This is a genomic window from Achromobacter mucicolens (assembly GCF_029866465.1).
Classification (GTDB): domain Bacteria; phylum Pseudomonadota; class Gammaproteobacteria; order Burkholderiales; family Burkholderiaceae_B; genus Achromobacter; species Achromobacter mucicolens.
On sequence record NZ_CP123364.1, the window covers coordinates 1,069,582 to 1,084,628 of the forward strand.

Here is a 15,047-nt window from a genome sequence, read left to right on the forward strand (position 1 = left end):
TAGCCTTCTTGCATCAGGGTTGCAGGTGTTCCGCGACCGGGCCGAGAGCCAGCGCGGGCACATAGGTGAGGGCGCCGACCAGCAGCACGGCGCCGATCAGGAGCGTCACGAAAAGCGGGCCGGTGGTCGGCATGCTGCCGGGGCCGGCGGGGAGCCGGCGCTTGGCCGCCAGCGAGCCGGCCATGGCCAGCACCGCGACGATCACGGCGAACCGGCCGAACCACATCGCGATGCCCAACAGGACGTTGTAGAAGGGCGTGTTGGCTGACAGCCCCGCGAAGGCGCTGCCATTGTTGTTGCCGGCCGACGAGAGGGCGTACAGGATCTCCGAGAACCCGTGGATGCCGGGATTGAGCACGCCGGCCTGGCCCGCCGCCACGGACACGGCCAGCGCCGTGCCGCCCAGCACCAGCAACGGCGTGGCCAGGATGACGATGGAAACCATCTTCATGTCAAAGGCCTCGATCTTCTTGCCCAGGTACTCGGGCGTGCGCCCGATCATCAGTCCGGCGATGAAGACGCCCAGGATGGCAAAGGCCAGCATGCCGTACAGGCCCGAGCCCACGCCGCCAAATACCACTTCGCCCAGCTGCATGAGCAGCATCGGCGACAGGCCGCCCATCGCGGAGAACGAATCGTGCATGCCGTTCACCGCGCCGCACGACGCCGCCGTGGTGACCGTGGCAAATAGCGACGTGGCCGCGATGCCGAAGCGCGTCTCCTTGCCTTCCATGTTGCCGCCGAACGTTGCGGCGCCAGCTTGCTCGGCCATCGGATTGGGCTGCTGCTCGAAATAGGCGGTGGACAGCGCAAAGACGGCGAATAGCGCCGTCATCGCGGCCAGGATGGCGATGCCCTGGCGCCGGCTGCCCACCATCTCGCCGAAGGTAAAGCACAGCGCGGCGGGTATCGCCAGGATGGCCAGCATCTGCAGGAAGTTCGACAGCGGCGTGGCGTTTTCGAAGGGGTGCGCCGAATTGGCGTTGAAGAAACCGCCGCCGTTGGTGCCCAGCAGCTTGATCGCTTCCTGGGAGGCGACCGGCCCCATGGCGAGGGTCTGCATGCGCGTGGTGGCCGGGTCGGTGACCGGCGCGCCGGCCGCGTCCAGCACGGGCTGGCCTTGCGCGTCCACGCGGGGCTGTTCGTAATGCACGGTCTCGACCGTCTGCACGGCCTGGTAGGGGCTGAAGTTCTGGATCACGCCCTGGCTGACCAGCGCCATCGCCAGCACGAGCGACAGCGGCAACAGCACATACAGCGTGCAGCGGACCATGTCGGCCCAGAAGTTGCCCACGGTGGCCGAGCAGTGCCGGGCGAGCCCGCGGATCAGCGCGAACACCACGGCGATGCCGGTCGCCGCCGATACGAAATTCTGCACCGTCAGCGCCAGCATCTGCGTCAGGTAGCTCATCGTGGATTCGCCCGCGTAGCCCTGCCAGTTGGTGTTCGAGACGAAGCTGGTGGCCGTATTCAGGGCGGAATCGGGCGACACGGCGCCCAGGCCGGCGGGGTTCAGCGGCAGCAGCCCCTGCACGCGCTGCAGGGCATAGACGGCGGCGATGCCGACCAGGTTGAAGACCAGCACGGCGGCGGCATAGCGTTTCCAGCCCATTTCTGCCTGGGGGTCGATGCCCGCCAGGCGGTAGATGCCGCGCTCGAGCGGCCGTCCCCAGGCTGTCAGCCGCGAACGGCCGTCTTCCATCGCGACGCGGATGTAGCGGCCCAGGACGGGCGCAATCGCAAAGAGGACTGCCAGGTACACGACCAGCAGCCCGACGAATTCGGGGGTCATCAGAATTTCTCCGGTTTGAACAGCGCGACCAGCAGGTACACGAACAGGAATGCGGCCGTCAGGCCGCTTAGCCAGTAGAGCCAGCTCATGACTGCCCTCCGGCCGACAAGGCGTCGCAGAACCGGACGAGCGCCCAGGTCAGCCCGGCCATCGCGGCAAAGAGCCCGATATAGACGAGATCCACGTTTTTTCTCCCCGGGAGGCTTGCTCCCTTCGAACAGGCCTGCGCGGCAAAAGGCGGATGTGCGCCGGGCAGGCGAGGTGACCATTGAAGACACCGGCAGGTTACGGAGCGGGGGGTAAAAACGGGGTATAGCTTGGCGGGCGGGGTGTAAACGCCGTGTAAAGAGCGGCTGGCAAGCTTCTGGCTGTCGTGCCCGGAATCGGGCATCCTGGCGTGCACGGGTTCGGACGCCGGGCGCCATCGGCCATGCTCATGAACTGAGCAGTGCTCAAGAATTAGGCCGTGTGCGGGGCGGTTTGGGCCAAAAAATCCCAATATTTAGAACGGCAGGGCCAAAATGCACTTATATGGTGCAGGGAATATGTAAATGAATGCTCCGTCTTAGGGCATTCCCCTAGTGTGGCAATCCCGCATCTGGTGCAGAATCTCTTCCCATGCAGGTGAGGAGACAAAGCCCTGCATGGGCAAATACCGGCGGCACCGGTAAATAAAAAAAGTAAAGCAGTACTCAAAAAAAGCAAACGCACAACGGCTGGCACCAGGAAGTGCCAGCCGTTGTCGCATAAAAAGCCGGCAAATCAAGCTTCAGGGCTTTTCAAGCGCTGCGTTTGGCGATATTTAGATGGGACCTGCTCATCCACGCTATGCCGCAAACGCGCCTTACTCCCTCCCGGACATCCGTCACGCCTTACTGGCGCCGCAATCTGCGGCTGATCCTGCTGCTGCTCGCCATCTGGGCGGCGCTGACCTTCATTCCCTCGTTTTTCGCCAGCCGGCTCTCGTTCGACTTCATCGGCTGGCCCTTCGCCTTCTGGATGGCCGCCTATGGCGCCCCGCTGGCCTATCTGATCATCATCGCCGTCTACGCCCGGGTCATGAATCGCGCCGATGAGCGCGCCGACGAAACCGGGGAGCCGCGCTGATGCCGTTTTTCACGGGAGACACCCCCCAGGAGTTCCGCATCCGCCTGCGGCGCATCTATGTGCTGTACACGGCAGGCTTTGCGCTGATGATCCTGCTGATGGCGCTGGCCGAGATCCTGGGCATGCCGCGCAACTGGATCGGCTATGTGTTCCTGCTGGTCACCGTCAGCCTGTACGCCGGCATCGGCATTGTCTGCCGCACCTCCGACCAGGTGGAGTACTACGTCGCCGGCCGGCGCGTGCCGGCCATCTACAACGGCATGGCGACCGCGGCCGACTGGATGTCGGTGGCGTCCTTCATCGGCGTGGCGGGCACGCTGTATCTGACCGGCTATGGCGGCCTGGCCTACATCATGGGCTGGACGGGCGGGTACGTGCTGGTGGCGATGCTGCTGGCGCCGTACCTGCGCCGCTTTGGCCAATACACCATTCCCGATTTCATGGGCGCCCGTTACGGCGGCAACCTGCCGCGCCTGGCCGGGGTCTTCTGCGCCGTTCTCTGCTCGTTCACATATCTGGTCGCCCAGATCTACGGCGTGGGCATCATCACCACGCGGATGACGGGCATTTCATTCGAGCTGGGCATCTTCGTTGCGCTGGGCGGCATGCTGGTGTGTTCGTTTCTGGGGGGCATGCGCGCGGTCACGTGGACGCAGGTCGGGCAGTACATCATCCTGGTCATTGCGTACCTCGTGCCGGTGATCTGGCTGTCGGTCAAGCACACCAACATGCCGTTGCCGCAACTGTCGGGCGGGGCCGTGCTGCAGCAGGTGACCGAAAAAGAGGTCTACCTGCAGAACGATCCGTCCGAGATCGAGGTGCGCACGATCTGGCAGCAGCGCGCCGACGAGATGGCGCGCCGCCTGCAGACGCTGCCCGAATCGTGGACGCTGGAAAAAGACAAGCTGCGCAGCCGGCTGGCCCAATTGAACGCGGGCGACGCGCCCATGGTCGAGATCCGGTCGGCCGAACGCGAACTGGCCGCCTACCCGCCGACTGTCGACGACGCGCGCACCACGTGGTCGCAGGCCAAGGCGACCTTCGAGGCCCGCGCCGCGCCGCCCACGCCGCACGCCGAACCGTTCCCGGCCAAGGACCCCGAGGAACGCAGCAACATGCGCATCAACTTCCTGGCGATGGTGCTGTGCCTGATGCTGGGCACCGCCGGCATGCCGCACATCCTGATGCGTTCATACACCACGCCGTCCGTCATCGAGGCGCGCAAGTCGGTGTGCTGGTCGCTGCTGTTCATCCTGCTGCTGTACTTCATGGCGCCCGCGCTGGCGCTGCTGGTCAAGTTCGAGATCTATACCCAGGTCGTGGGCTCGAACTTCCTCAGTCTGCCCAACTGGGTGCACGCCTGGAGCGCGGTCGACACCAACCTGCTCGACGTCACCGACATCAACCGCGATGGCGTGGTGCAGCTGAGCGAAATCAGCATGGGCGCGGATGTGGTGGTGCTGGCCATGCCCGAAATCGGCGGCTTGCCCTACGTGATCTCCGGGCTGGTCGCGGCCGGCGGTCTGGCGGCGGCGCTGTCCACGGCCGACGGGTTGCTGCTGACGCTGTCCAACTCGCTTTCTCACGACATGTGGTACCGGGTCGTCTCGCCGCGCATGTCGGCCGCGCGCCGGGTGATGGTGTCCAAGATCCTGCTGCTGGTGGTCGCGTTTGGCGCGGCGTGGGTCGCGGCCCGCAAGCCCGCTGACATCCTGTTCATGGTGTCGGCCGCGTTTTCGTTCGCGGCCTCGTCGTTCTTCCCGGCGCTCGTCATGGGGGTGTTCTGGCGGCGCGCCAACAAATGGGGCGCCACGCTGGGGATGGCCGCAGGCCTTGCCGTGACGTTTGCCTACATGACGCACACGCACCCGTGGCTGCGGGAATCGGTGCTGGGCATCGCGCGCACGCAGCCCGTGGACCTCTGGTGGGGCATCCAGCCCATCGCGGCGGGCGTGTTCGGCGCGCCGGTGGCGTTCCTGACGATCTTCGTGGTGTCGCTGCTGACCCCGCCGCCCGACCGGGCCACGCTGGCGCTGGTCGATTACCTGCGTAATCCGGACGCGCGGCATCCGCAGCCGGACAACAGCTAGGTGCGCGACGGGCCGCCCGGCGGACCGAACGTCGTCAATGCGAGACGGATTTGGAGAAGACGTTCATCACCACCACGCCGGCGATGATGAGGCCGATGCCGATGAGCGCGGGTGTGTCCAGATGCTGCTTGAACAGCACCGCGCCCACGATGGAGATCAGCACGATGCCGACGCCGGACCAGATCGCGTAGGCGATGCCCACGGGAATCTCGCGCAGCGTCAGCGACAGGAAGTAGAACGAAATCAGGTAGCCGAAGACGGTGATGACCGACGGCACCAGCCGCGTAAAACCTTCGGAGCCCTTGAGGGCGCTGGTGGCGAAGATCTCTGCGACGATCGCCACCGCCAGGTAAAGCCACTTCATTTGCGCGGCCCCTCGGACTGGCGCAGCAGCACCAACAGGGCGCCCGCGCCGCCTTCGCGCTCGGGGGCCTCGGAGAACGCCATGACGTCGGCCTTCTGGACCAGCCACGTCCGGGCCTTGTCTTTCAGCACCGGCTCCAGGCCTTCCGAGTTGTAGCCCTTGCCGTGCACGATGCGCACGCAGCGGATGCCGTGTTCCTGGCACTCGTCCAGGAACGACAGCAGGGCATGGCGCGCCTGCTCGACGCGTAGCCCGTGCAGATCGAGTTCCGCGCCGGCGCGCCATTGGCCGCGGCGCAAATTGCGCGCGGTGTCGGGCGCCACGTCGCCGCGCACGAAGGCGGTGCCGCCTTCGGACAGCAGGTGCGTGATCTCGCCGCCGTCCGAGACGCCCGCGTCGGCGCGGTTGGGCGTTTCGCCCAGCGCGTTGGCGCGGCGCAGCGCGGGCGCGGGTTCGGGGGCGGGCTTGTGCTCGACGCGTGGCGCGTGCCGGATCGGGGTGACGGACTTCATCGAGCGCTTGAACGCCGCCAGGTCGTCCTCGGGGGGCGACGCGGGGCGCGCGGCCGCAGCCGCCGCCGCGCGCTGCGGGGCAAGGGCGGCGCGCTCGCGTTCTTCCTGCAGGTCCTTCTTCAGGCGTTTCAGGTCGGCCACGCCGACCTTACTGCCCCGCATTCTCCAGCCACCGTTGTGCGTCCAGAGCGGCCATGCAGCCCGTGCCGGCGCTGGTGATGGCCTGGCGGTAGACGTGGTCCTGCACGTCGCCGGCGGCAAACACGCCGGGCACCGAGGTCATGGTGGCCATGCCGGACAGGCCGCTCTTGGTAACGATGTAGCCGTCCTTCATCTCGAGCTGGCCCTGGAAAATTTCCGTGTTGGGCTGGTGACCGATGGCGATGAAGGCGCCCGTGACCGCCATGTCTTCGGTGGCGCCGGTGTCCACGTGGCGAACACGCACGCCGGTCACGCCGCTGTCGTCGCCCAGGACTTCTTCCAGCGTGTGGAACAGCTTGAGTTCCATGTTGCCGTTTTCGACCTTGCTCATCAGCTTGTCGACCAGGATCGGCTCGGCGCGGAACTTGTCGCGGCGGTGGATCAGCGTGACCTTGCGGCAGATGTTGGACAGGTACAGGGCTTCCTCGACAGCGGTATTGCCGCCGCCGACCACCACCACATCCTGGTTGCGGTAGAAGAAACCGTCGCAGGTGGCGCAGCCGGACACGCCGCGGCCCATGAAGGACTGCTCGGACGGCAGGCCCAGGTACTTGGCCGAGGCGCCGGTGGCGATGATGAGGGCGTCGCAGGTGTAGACCTTGCCGGTGTCGCCGGTCAGGGTGAAGGGGCGCTTGGAGAGGTCGACCTTGGCGATGTGGTCGAACAGCATTTCCGTGTTGAAGCGTTCGGCGTGCTTCTGGAAGCGCTGCATCAGGTCCGGGCCCTGCACGCCATCCGCGTCGGCCGGCCAATTGTCGACGTCCGTGGTGGTCATGAGCTGGCCGCCTTGGGCCAAACCTGTAACAAGAACAGGGTTAAGATTGGCGCGTGCCGCATAGACGGCCGCCGTGTAACCGGCGGGGCCGGAACCGAGTATCAAAACTTTAGCGTGCGTAGGCGTGGACATGGGCAGGTATCTTTAGGGTAACGCCCAATTATAATGAGCCGCATGCCGCGTATCTCGACTGCTTCTCCGCGCGCCTCGCGCAACACCCGCAACGGACCCTCGCCGCTGCAAACGCGCATTTCCGCGTTGTTGCGTGAAGCCCGCTGGATCCTCTTTGCCGCCCTGGCGGCCTGGCTTACCCTGGTGCTCGCCACCTGGAGCGCGTCCGACCCTGGCTGGTCGCACTCGGTTCCGGGCGATGTCGTGCGCAATCAGGGCGGACGCCTGGGCGCCTACCTGGCGGACATCCTCCTCTATCTCTTTGGTTTCTCCGCCTGGTGGTGGGTCGTCCTGCTGCTGCATCGCGTGCGGGCTGGCTACCGGCGCCTGGCCGCGCAGTTGCGCGTGGCCAACAGCAAGCAACCCGAAGTGCTGCCGCGCGTCCACTGGGAAGAGGGCATCGGCTTTTTCCTGCTGATGATGGGCTCGCTGGGCATGGAAGCCCTGCGCCTGGCCAGCCGCGGCACGCATCTGCCCGGCGCGTCGGAAACGGCAAGCGGCGCGGGCGGCGTCATCGGCCAGATGCTGGCGGACCTCATCGGCAGCAGCATCGGCTTTACCGGCGCCACGCTGGCCTTCCTGGTCATGCTGGCCATCGGACTCAGTCTGTTCTTCTCGTTTTCGTGGCTGGCGGTCGCCGAGCGCGTCGGTTCCTGGCTGGAAGGCCTGGTCCGCAAGATGCGCAACTCCTACACCGCGCGCCAGGACCGCAAGGTCGGCGAAGTCGCCAAGGCCGTGCGCACCGAGCAGGTGGTGGCCAAGCAGGAAAAACTGGTGCACGAGCAGCCGGTCCGCATCGAACCGGCCATCACCGTGGTGCCCAAGTCCGAGCGCGTCGAAAAGGAAAAGCAGCAATCCCTGTTCTTCCCGCCCACCGGCGGCGCCGAAGGCGATCTGCCCACCCTTGGCCTGCTCGACCCGCCCCTGAACAACCAGGAAACCGTGTCGGCCGAGACCATCGAATTCACCTCGCGCCTGATCGAAAAGAAGCTGGCCGACTTTGGCGTGTCGGTCACCGTGGTTGCGGCGCAGGCCGGCCCTGTCATCACCCGCTACGAAATCGAGCCGGCCACCGGCGTGAAGGGCAGCCAGATCGTCAACCTGGCCAAGGACCTGGCGCGCGCGCTCAGCCTGGTCAGCATCCGGGTGGTCGAAACCATACCCGGCAAGAACCTGATGGGGCTGGAGCTGCCCAACCCGCGCCGCCAGATGGTGCGCCTGTCCGAAATCCTGGGTTCGCAGACCTACCACGCCAGCCATTCGGTCGTGACCATGGCGCTGGGCAAGGACATCGCCGGCAACCCGGTGGTGGCCGACCTGGCCAAGATGCCCCACTTGCTGGTGGCGGGCACCACCGGTTCGGGCAAGTCGGTCGGGATCAACGCCATGATCCTGTCGCTGCTCTACAAGGCCGACGCCTCGCACACCCGCCTGATCCTGATCGATCCCAAGATGCTCGAAATGAGCGTCTACGAAGGCATCCCGCACCTGCTGGCGCCGGTGGTCACCGACATGCGCCAGGCGTCCAACGCGCTGAACTGGTGCGTGGGCGAAATGGAAAAGCGCTATCGCCTCATGAGCAAGATGGGCGTGCGCAACCTGGCCGGCTACAACACCAAGATCCGTGACGCGATCAAGCGCGAGGAACCGATCCCCAATCCGTTCTCGCTCACGCCGGACCAGCCCGAGCCCCTGTCGCCGCTGCCCACCATCGTGGTCGTCATCGACGAGCTGGCCGACCTGATGATGGTCGTGGGCAAGAAGATCGAAGAACTCATCGCCCGTCTGGCGCAGAAGGCACGGGCGGCGGGCATCCACCTCATCCTGGCCACGCAGCGTCCCAGCGTGGACGTGATCACCGGCCTCATCAAGGCCAACATCCCGACGCGCATCGCGTTCCAGGTGTCGTCCAAGATCGACTCGCGCACCATTCTTGACCAGATGGGCGCGGAAACCCTGCTCGGCCAGGGCGACATGCTCTACATGCCGCCCGGCACCGGCCTGCCGGTGCGTGTGCACGGGGCGTTCTGCAGCGACGACGAAGTCCATCGCGTGGTCGAAAGCCTGAAGTCGCAGGGCGAACCCAATTACGTCGAGGGCCTCTTGGAAGGCGGCCTGGACGGCGACGGCGCCGAGGGCGCCAGCAGCGTCACGGGCATCGGCGGGGACGCGGAATCCGACCCGATGTACGACCAGGCCTGCGAAGTCGTGCTCAAGCACCGCCGCGCGTCCATTTCGCTGGTGCAGCGTCATCTTCGGATTGGTTACAACCGTGCGGCACGGTTACTCGAGCAGATGGAGCAATCGGGTATGGTGTCGGCGATGCAATCCAACGGAAACCGCGAGATCCTGGTTCCCGCAGCCGCCGCACGAGAGGAAGCATGATGAAGACGTTTCAACGCCTGGCCGCCGTTGCGGTGCTGGGCCTGACTCCGGCCCTGGTCCCCGCCCTGGCGCTGGCCGCCAGTGCGCAAGAGCAATTGCGCAACTTCGTGTCCACGGTCACGGCGGCCACCGGGTCGTTTTCGCAGTACACCGTCAACGACCAGGGCCGCACCCAGCCCGCGCAGACCGGCGTGTTCTCGTTCCAGCGCCCCGGTAAATTCAAGTGGGCCGTGCAAAAGCCCTACGAGCAACTGGTCATTTCCGACGGCCGCCAGGTCTTCCAGTTCGACCCCGATCTGGCCCAGGTCACCGAGCGCAAGGTCGACGCCGCCATCGGCACGTCGCCCGCGGCCATTCTTTTCGGCTCGGGCTCGCTGGAACAGTCCTTTGACGTCAGCGCGTTGCCGGCCAAAGATGGCGTCGACTGGCTGCGAGCCAAGCCGCGCACGGCCGACGCCGGTTTCTCGCGCGTGGACATCGGCATGAAGAACAACCTGCCCGTGCGCGTGGAGCTGCTCGACTCGTTCGGCCAGACCACCCGCGTCGACCTGTCGGCCATCCAGCCCAACCCGCAACTGCCCGCCAAGGAATTCCAGTTCACCGCGCCCAAGGGCGTGGATGTGGTGAAGATGTAGGGACGGCGCTGGCCCAATGCAGAATGCCCGGGAAACCGGGCATTTTTTATTTGGCATGCCATGTCTGGCGGTAGCCGTGCACTGAACCCGGTGTCTGACACCCGTGTGAGACGGTCGTCAGCTTGAGCCGGCGCCGCAGGGGTGTCAGACACCTACCGCGACCTGCCTGCGTGTCAGGGGCGCTTATACGCCACGCAGTCGACTTCCACTTTCGCATCGACGACCAAACTCGACTGCACGCAGGCACGCGCCGGCGGATTCGCGCCGAAGTATTCCTTGAACACCTTGTTGAACGACGCAAAGTCACGCGCGTCGTCCAGCCAGACGCCGCAGCGCACGACGTGTTCGGGGCCGTAGCCGGCTTCTTGCAAGATGGCCAGCACCTGCTGGATGGCCTTGTGGCTTTGCGTCACGATGCCGCCTTCGATGACTTCGCCGTTTTCCATCGGCACCTGGCCGGAAACGTACAGCCAGCCGTCCGCGGCGACCGCGCGGGCGAAGGGCATGTGCGAGCCGCCCTGGCCGGTGCCGCCGGCCACGCCGTATCGGGTGATGCCGTTGTTGTCGGGAGTGGGGGTAGCGCTCATGAAGGATTCTCCTTGAAGTGGTCCGGGGGCGGCCGCTACGACGCGGCCGGAATGGCGGGGTAGGAGGCGCGCAGGTCGCCGCTGCGCGGCAGCCAGCGGCCGGCGCGCTCGCCAGTGGCCTGGCCCTTGCGGTACGACAGGACACCATTGACCCAAACGGCCTCGATGCCCGCCGCGGTCTGCACGGGCGCGGCAAAGGTCGCGCGGTCGATGACGGTATCGGGGTTGAACAGCACCAGATCCGCGTGGTGCCCCTCGCGCACGAAGCCGCGCTCGGCCAAGCCGAAGCGCGCGGCGGACAGCCCCGTCATCTTGTGCACGGCCTGCGCCAGCGGAAACAGGCCCACGTCCCGGCTGTAATGGCCCAGCACGCGCGGAAAGGCGCCCCACAGCCGCGGATGCGGCATGGGATCGTTGGGCAGTCCGTCAGACCCCACCATCGTGAGCCGGTGCGACAGCACGCGGCGCACGTCGTCCTCGTGCATGTTGTGATACACCGCGCCGGCCGGTTGCAGCCGCTTGGCGGCCTCCAGCAGCGTGACGCCCCAGTCCGCCGCGATGGCGGCCAGCTTGCGGCGCGCCTGCTCCGGATGCGGCTCGGACCAGGTGATGTCGATATCGAATTCGTCCGTGACCTGCTTTAAGTCCAGCGTCGACGAACTGGCGGAATACGGATAGCAGTCGCAGCCCACATGCTGCAGGCGCCCCGCGTTTTCCAGCGCGAACAGCACCTCTTTCGTGCGGCCCCAGTTACCGGCGCCTGCGCACTTCAGGTGCGACACCACCACCGGCACGCGCGCGTGCAGGCCGATGTCGAAGGCTTCCTGCATGGCCTCCAGGATGGCGGCGAACTCCGAGCGCAGGTGCGTCGTGTACAGCGCGCCGAATTCGTCCAGCGCCTCGGCCAGCAGCTTGACCTCGGCCGTGTCCGCGTCGAACGCCGAGGCATAGGCCAGGCCGGTGCTCAGGCCGATCGCGCCCTGCGCCAGGGCGTCGCGCAGTTGGGCGCGCATTGCCAGCACCTCGTCGCGCGTCGCGGCCCGGTCCAGCCGGTCCATGTGGTTGCTGCGCAAGGCCGTATGCCCCACCAGGGCGGCCACGTTCACGGCAGGCCGCGCAGCTTCGATTGCGCGGGTGTAGTCGGCAAAGGTGGCGTAGCGGAAGTCCTCGCGCTTGCCCAGCAGGTTCATCGGATCGGGCGGCTCGCCGCGCAGCGTGACCGGCGAGGCGCTGATGCCGCAATTGCCCACCACCACGGTCGTCACGCCCTGCGACAGCTTGGGCAGCATGTCCGGCGTGCGGATGACGTTGGTGTCGTCGTGGGTGTGGACGTCGATGAAGCCCGGGGCCAGCGCGAGATCGGTGCCGTCGATGAGCTGGCGCGCCGGCGCGCCCGGCAGCTCGCCGATCGCGGCGATGCGGCCGCCGTCCAGCGCGACGCTGGCGCGGTATTCGGGGCCGCCCGAACCGTCCAGGATCCGGACGTTGCCAATAAGGGTGTCGTACATCGTGGTTTCCCGATCAATCGCCCAGCGGCAGGCGGTTCGGCCCGCCGCGGTGTTCGTCCAGCGCCAGCTTGATCCGGCGCAGGCGTTCGCGGTTTTCTTCCTGGTTCAGCATGGCCAGTTCGGTCGACAGCAGGTCGATGGCCAGCATCATCGCGTAGCGCGAGGCCGACGGCTTGTAGATGAAGTCGGTCTCGTCGGTGCGGATGGGCAGCACCACGTCGGCCAGTTTCGCCAGTTCGGACGACGCGTCGGTGATGGCGACAATGCGCGCGCGGTATTGCTTCACGATGCGCGCGGCGCCGACGATCTCGGGCGTCAGGCCCGAAGCCGACAGCACCAGCACGGCGTCGCGCTCGTCGAGCGTCGCCGCCACCATGCGCAGCAGCACCGCGTCGCTGTAGACCGCGATGGGATAGCCCAGCCGCACCAGGCGTGACTGGACTTCCTGCGCCAGCACCGCCGACGCGCCGCCCATGCCGAAGACGTAGATCATGCGCGCGCCGTCCACGATGGACGCGGCGGCTTCGAATAGCGGCTCGGTGAACGTCGGCAGATGCGCGCGCAGGGTGCTCTCGATGTCGGCATAGATGCGCGCATAGAACGTGCTTTCCTCGGCCGGCGCGCTGGGGTCCAGGAACCGGCTGCCCACCGTGCTGGCCTGCGCCAGCTTCATCTTCAGGTCGCGCGTGTCGTCGCAGCCGACGGTGCGCGCAAACCGCGAGATGGTGGCGATGCTGACGCCGGCCTTGGCGGCAAGCTGGTCCACCGTGGCGCTGGCGCTCCAGATGATGTCGTCCAGGATGGCGTCGGCAACCTTGCGTTCTGTCACGCTCAATGCGTCCCGCCGACTGCGTATCTGGAAGACGATGTCGCGGATGATGTTCATGTGTGGTTCCTGGATCAATTCGGGCGGACTCATGCCGCGAGCGCGGGATCGTCGAGGCGGATGCAGGACACGTAGTGGTCCGCGCTCACGCCGACGGCCGGCGGCACCGCCGCCGCACAGGCGTCGATGGCATGGGGGCAGCGTGTGCGGAACACGCAGCCGGAAGGCGGGTTGACCGGGCTCGGGATGTCGCCCTTCAGGAGGATACGCGAACGCGGGGCACGCGGATCCGGCACGGGGGCGGCGGACAGCAGCGCGCGGGTGTAGGGATGGCGCGGGCGCGCATAGACTTCGCTGGTCGGCCCGCGCTCCATGACGCGGCCCAGATACATCACCACGACGTCGTCGCACAGGTAATCCACCACCGCCAGGTCGTGCGCGACAAACAGCATGGTCAGGCCCAGGTCGCGCTGCAGGTCCTGCAGCAGGTTCAGCACCTGTGCCTGCACCGAGACGTCCAGCGCGGATACGGGCTCGTCGGCCACGATGAAATCCGGCTCCACTGCCAGCGCGCGGGCAATGCCGATGCGCTGGCGCTGTCCGCCGGAGAACTCGTGCGGATAGCGGCGGCTGTGGTCCGCGTTCAGGCCGACACGTTCGAGCAATTCGCCGATCCGCTCGGCGCGGCGATGCTGCGCCAGCTTGTGGGTGTCCAGGGCTTCCCCCAGGATCTCGGCCACCGTCATGCGCGGGTTGAGACTGGCGTACGGGTCCTGGAACACGATCTGCATGCGGCGTCGCCACGGCAGCATCTGCTTTTCATTGAGCGTCGTGATGTCCTGCCCGTCGAACACGATGCGTCCGGCGGTGGGGGCGAACAGGCGCAGCAGGGCGCGGCCAGTCGTGGTCTTGCCCGAGCCGGATTCGCCGACCAGCCCCACGATGGTGTTGCGCGGCACGTCGAAGCTCACGCCGTCCACGGCGCGCACGACAGGGGCGTTGCGCGCCTGCGAGGTCGGAAAGTGGACCTTCAGGTCGTCGATGCGCACCAGCGGCGCGGCGGCGCGGGGAGTGGATGGGCTCGTCATAGCGGATTTACCTTGATGCAGCGCGCGCGGTGTTCGGCCTGCACCGTCACCAGGTCGGGGACACCGGCGCGGCAGTCGTCCGCCGCAAGCGGACAGCGCGGCGCGAAGGTGCAGCCGGGCGGCAGCGCCAGCACGCTGGGCACGTTGCCGGGAATGGCGCGAAGGCGCTCGCCGGACGCGAGCAGCGCGGCGGTCGGCAGGCAGGACAGCAGGCCGCGCGTGTAGGGATGCGTGGGCTTTTCGAACAGGTCGTACACGCCGGCGTCCTCGACCACGCGCCCGGCATACATGACGGCCACGCGATGCGCGATCTCGGCGACCACGCCCAGGTTGTGCGTGATGAACAGGATGCTCATGTTCATCTCGGCCTGCAGGCGGCGCAGCAGGTCCAGGATCTGCGCCTGCACGGTCACGTCCAGCGCCGTGGTGGGCTCGTCGGCGATCAGCACGGCGGGGTTGCAGGCCAGGGCCAGCGCGATCATCACGCGCTGGCGCATGCCGCCCGACATCTGGTGCGGATACTCGTTCACGCGCCGGTCGGCCGCCGGGATCTCCACGCGCTCCAGCATCTCGCGGGCGCGCTTGAGCGCCGCGGCGCGCGAGCCGCCCTCATGCTGCAGCACCGCCTCGGCGATCTGGTCGCCCACGGTGTACAGCGGGTTCAGGCTGGTCATGGGCTCCTGGAATATCATCGCGATCTCGGCGCCGCGGATGCGTTGGAGCGTGGCGGGCGTGGCGTGCGCCAGGTCGTGCTGCACGCCCTGGCGGTCGCGGAACAGGATCTTGCCGGCCTCGATGCGGCCAGCCGGCTTGGGCAACAGGCCCATGATGGACAGGCTGGTCACGGACTTGCCGGAGCCGGATTCACCGACGATGGCCAGCGTCTCGCCGCGGGCCAGGTCGAAGGTGACGCCGTCCACCGACTTGGCGATGCCGTCGCGGCTGTGGAACCAGGTCTTCAGGCCTTGCACCGACAGCACGATGTCTCGGGTGCTTGCGGTCATGT

The 15,047-nt window shown here is 66.8% G+C and carries 14 protein-coding genes; 4 read left to right on the forward strand and 10 right to left on the reverse strand.

From position 1 onward, the window contains the following. Positions 1-13 precede the first annotated feature (13 nt). Both kdpA and kdpF read right to left on the reverse strand, forming a co-directional pair. On the reverse strand, positions 14-1,792 hold the full coding sequence (kdpA, locus tag QEP15_RS04825) for a potassium-transporting ATPase subunit KdpA (RefSeq protein ID WP_280148521.1): 1,779 nt from the start codon (positions 1,790-1,792) through the stop codon (positions 14-16). Beyond that, positions 1,792-1,881 carry a K(+)-transporting ATPase subunit F gene (kdpF, locus tag QEP15_RS04830; protein ID WP_056321339.1) on the reverse strand — a complete coding sequence of 30 codons (90 nt, stop codon included), beginning with the start codon at positions 1,879-1,881 and terminating at the stop codon, positions 1,792-1,794. The genes kdpA and kdpF overlap by 1 nt, the downstream gene beginning before the upstream one ends. A 739-nt stretch (positions 1,882-2,620) precedes the next feature. On the opposite strand from kdpF, the gene QEP15_RS04835 reads away from it, so the two are divergent. Further along, a complete protein-coding gene (locus tag QEP15_RS04835; RefSeq protein ID WP_152383586.1) occupies positions 2,621-2,899 on the forward strand; it encodes a DUF4212 domain-containing protein in 279 nt (92 codons plus the stop codon). Next, on the forward strand, positions 2,899-4,989 hold the full coding sequence (locus QEP15_RS04840) for a sodium:solute symporter family protein (RefSeq protein WP_217617777.1): 2,091 nt from the start codon (positions 2,899-2,901) through the stop codon (positions 4,987-4,989). Before QEP15_RS04835 ends, QEP15_RS04840 begins: the two co-directional genes overlap by 1 nt. A gap of 34 nt (positions 4,990-5,023) precedes the next feature. Here the strand turns inward: QEP15_RS04840 and QEP15_RS04845 are convergent, their stop codons facing one another. From QEP15_RS04845 to trxB, 3 genes are read right to left on the reverse strand one after another with little or no spacing between them, the layout of a single operon-like run. Beyond that, the gene (locus tag QEP15_RS04845; RefSeq protein WP_056321352.1) at positions 5,024-5,353 is read right to left on the reverse strand and encodes a DMT family transporter; all 330 of its coding nucleotides are present in this window, start codon (positions 5,351-5,353) and stop codon (positions 5,024-5,026) included. Continuing rightward, positions 5,350-6,027 (reverse strand): Smr/MutS family protein, encoded by a 678-nt coding sequence (locus QEP15_RS04850; RefSeq protein WP_152383588.1) that lies wholly within the window; start codon positions 6,025-6,027, stop codon positions 5,350-5,352. Before QEP15_RS04850 ends, QEP15_RS04845 begins: the two co-directional genes overlap by 4 nt. Next, on the reverse strand, positions 6,014-6,973 hold the full coding sequence (gene trxB / locus QEP15_RS04855; RefSeq protein WP_056321357.1) for a thioredoxin-disulfide reductase: 960 nt from the start codon (positions 6,971-6,973) through the stop codon (positions 6,014-6,016). Before trxB ends, QEP15_RS04850 begins: the two co-directional genes overlap by 14 nt. 42 nt (positions 6,974-7,015) lie before the next feature. Here trxB and QEP15_RS04860 point away from each other — a divergent pair, with 42 nt between their 5' ends. Together QEP15_RS04860 and lolA are read left to right on the forward strand one after the other, a co-directional pair. Beyond that, entirely contained in the window at positions 7,016-9,397 is a 2,382-nt protein-coding gene (locus QEP15_RS04860) for a DNA translocase FtsK (protein ID WP_128827581.1), read from the forward strand. Further along, positions 9,397-10,032: an outer membrane lipoprotein chaperone LolA gene (gene lolA, locus QEP15_RS04865; RefSeq protein WP_056321362.1), complete on the forward strand. Its 636-nt coding sequence runs from the start codon at positions 9,397-9,399 to the stop codon at positions 10,030-10,032. Before QEP15_RS04860 ends, lolA begins: the two co-directional genes overlap by 1 nt. Positions 10,033-10,205: 173 nt before the next feature. On the opposite strand, the gene QEP15_RS04870 is transcribed toward lolA, so the two are convergent. From QEP15_RS04870 to QEP15_RS04890, 5 genes are read right to left on the reverse strand one after another with little or no spacing between them, the layout of a single operon-like run. Continuing rightward, positions 10,206-10,619: a RidA family protein gene (locus tag QEP15_RS04870; RefSeq protein ID WP_056321365.1), complete on the reverse strand. Its 414-nt coding sequence runs from the start codon at positions 10,617-10,619 to the stop codon at positions 10,206-10,208. Positions 10,620-10,654: 35 nt separating this feature from the next. Then, positions 10,655-12,127: an N-acyl-D-amino-acid deacylase family protein gene (locus QEP15_RS04875; RefSeq protein ID WP_280148522.1), complete on the reverse strand. Its 1,473-nt coding sequence runs from the start codon at positions 12,125-12,127 to the stop codon at positions 10,655-10,657. A gap of 13 nt (positions 12,128-12,140) precedes the next feature. After that, positions 12,141-13,013, reverse strand: a complete 873-nt coding sequence (locus QEP15_RS04880; RefSeq protein WP_056321370.1) for a MurR/RpiR family transcriptional regulator — start codon at positions 13,011-13,013, stop codon at positions 12,141-12,143. 29 nt (positions 13,014-13,042) lie between these two features. Next, the gene (locus QEP15_RS04885; protein WP_253856334.1) at positions 13,043-14,041 is read right to left on the reverse strand and encodes an ABC transporter ATP-binding protein; all 999 of its coding nucleotides are present in this window, start codon (positions 14,039-14,041) and stop codon (positions 13,043-13,045) included. Next, positions 14,038-15,045, reverse strand: a complete 1,008-nt coding sequence (locus QEP15_RS04890; protein ID WP_063954866.1) for an ABC transporter ATP-binding protein — start codon at positions 15,043-15,045, stop codon at positions 14,038-14,040. Before QEP15_RS04890 ends, QEP15_RS04885 begins: the two co-directional genes overlap by 4 nt. Between the last annotated feature and the right edge of the window lie 2 nt (positions 15,046-15,047).

Excerpts from the sequence above, each read along its gene's own strand:
- kdpA (WP_280148521.1), bottom strand. The coding sequence starts at position 1,792 with ATGACCCCCGAATTCGTCGGGCTGCTGGTCGTGTACCTGGCAGTCCTC.
- kdpF (WP_056321339.1), bottom strand. The coding sequence starts at position 1,881 with ATGAGCTGGCTCTACTGGCTAAGCGGCCTGACGGCCGCATTCCTGTTC.
- QEP15_RS04835 (WP_152383586.1), top strand. The coding sequence starts at position 2,621 with ATGCCGCAAACGCGCCTTACTCCCTCCCGGACATCCGTCACGCCTTAC.
- QEP15_RS04840 (WP_217617777.1), top strand. The coding sequence starts at position 2,899 with ATGCCGTTTTTCACGGGAGACACCCCCCAGGAGTTCCGCATCCGCCTG.
- QEP15_RS04845 (WP_056321352.1), bottom strand. The coding sequence starts at position 5,353 with ATGAAGTGGCTTTACCTGGCGGTGGCGATCGTCGCAGAGATCTTCGCC.
- QEP15_RS04850 (WP_152383588.1), bottom strand. The coding sequence starts at position 6,027 with ATGCGGGGCAGTAAGGTCGGCGTGGCCGACCTGAAACGCCTGAAGAAG.
- trxB (WP_056321357.1), bottom strand. The coding sequence starts at position 6,973 with ATGTCCACGCCTACGCACGCTAAAGTTTTGATACTCGGTTCCGGCCCC.
- QEP15_RS04860 (WP_128827581.1), top strand. The coding sequence starts at position 7,016 with ATGCCGCGTATCTCGACTGCTTCTCCGCGCGCCTCGCGCAACACCCGC.
- lolA (WP_056321362.1), top strand. The coding sequence starts at position 9,397 with ATGAAGACGTTTCAACGCCTGGCCGCCGTTGCGGTGCTGGGCCTGACT.
- QEP15_RS04870 (WP_056321365.1), bottom strand. The coding sequence starts at position 10,619 with ATGAGCGCTACCCCCACTCCCGACAACAACGGCATCACCCGATACGGC.
- QEP15_RS04875 (WP_280148522.1), bottom strand. The coding sequence starts at position 12,127 with ATGTACGACACCCTTATTGGCAACGTCCGGATCCTGGACGGTTCGGGC.
- QEP15_RS04880 (WP_056321370.1), bottom strand. The coding sequence starts at position 13,013 with ATGAACATCATCCGCGACATCGTCTTCCAGATACGCAGTCGGCGGGAC.
- QEP15_RS04885 (WP_253856334.1), bottom strand. The coding sequence starts at position 14,041 with ATGACGAGCCCATCCACTCCCCGCGCCGCCGCGCCGCTGGTGCGCATC.
- QEP15_RS04890 (WP_063954866.1), bottom strand. The coding sequence starts at position 15,045 with ATGACCGCAAGCACCCGAGACATCGTGCTGTCGGTGCAAGGCCTGAAG.